We start from the raw sequence: 1,192 nt of genomic DNA, 5'->3' as shown, positions 1-1,192 counted from the left end.
CATGGCGTTGGACGGGTCAGCCCAGAGGGTCGTTTCCTCGGCCTGCTGACTTGCAGTGGTATCCACCGAGGCCCATGGCCCTGCGTAGGCTTGGTCTTTGGTGGGGGGCATGCCCCACAGGGCCGCTGTCTGGGCCTGTCGCGGCTGGGTGCTGTTATCCCAAGCCAAGGGAGCCGGAGCCGGGTCAACCGCCCGTGTGTCGAGCCACGGGCTTGGGGTTACAGCCTCCTCCGGTGTGGGCTGCCCCCAGCTGGCCTCGCTGCCCCTGTCCCTGTTGGGCACCGCATCCCATGGCCCGGATACCGGGGGTGCCAGTACAGGCGCGGCTTCGCTGGCATCAATCACCGCTGCGCCGTTCAGGGTCTGGCCGTTGGCCCAGAGCAGGCCCGCGCCTTCGGGTTGCTGGTGGGAGGCCTCTTGCCACTGGGAGCCATAGGACACAATCAGGGAGGGAGGCTCCGGGAAGGGCACCGGGGCAGTGCCGCCACCACCGCCATCCACCACGACGGTAAAGTGCAGGGCAAGGCCATCGCCCAGTGGCGGGGTGTACAGCTCGCCGCTGAAGGCAAGGCTGACCGCATCGCCGGACGGAGGGGTGTAGATGGCCATGGCTTACTCTTCGCTCGCCTCAGCCACCGGGATCACCGGGCCGTGACAGATCGGCTGATAATACTGCCGCGCTGCAAAGGTGGCTGTACCCGAAGTCCCCGTTGTGTTGGAGCCGGTATCGACCCACCAAGTCGGCTCATCCGGCCCCGATACGCCCGCCCCGACACAGTCATAGACATAACCCTTATACCCGGCCTGCGTCGCCGGGTGGACGACATCCCCGAGGCTGTAGCTTTTGTTCGGCTCCCATGTATCCCCGTAGTTATCCACAGCAATCACCAGCACCGGCCCTTTGAAGTCCCCGACGTTAATCGAGAAGGTGCCGTCCGCTGCGCTGGTCGCAGTCCCCAGCATCTTACGCTGGTGGCCAAGGCCCGGTATGTCCTGCTGGTGAAAGCTCATGGCAAACACCTGCCGAGTAGCTGCCTGCTCGTTGACTTGTATCGTGCCGCCCACAAGGTGCGCCGCCACATCCCCGGACACGACATCAATAATGACATTGCCCCCGGAGGGGGCTTCGTAGCTGATCAGGGCCGGGAGGTCGAGATTCGCCCCGTCAAGGATATAGTCCGCCATCGTCGCC

The 1,192-nt window shown here is 64.9% G+C and carries 2 protein-coding genes; both read right to left on the bottom strand.

Annotated elements, in window-relative coordinates; genetic code table 11:
* The coding region (locus E1189_RS01305; protein ID WP_230459941.1) for a hypothetical protein at positions 1-609 on the bottom strand (609 nt) is incomplete at its 3' end.
* Between the two features lie 3 nt (positions 610-612).
* A partial coding sequence (locus E1189_RS22755; RefSeq protein WP_230459940.1) for a hypothetical protein occupies positions 613-1,192 on the bottom strand: 580 nt, incomplete at its 5' end.

The sequence above is a fragment of the Parendozoicomonas verongulae genome (assembly GCF_009711465.1).
Taxonomy (GTDB): domain Bacteria; phylum Pseudomonadota; class Gammaproteobacteria; order Pseudomonadales; family Endozoicomonadaceae; genus Sansalvadorimonas; species Sansalvadorimonas verongulae.
Note: the sequence above shows the minus strand (reverse complement) of the source record. Positions and strands in the feature narration are given on the sequence as shown.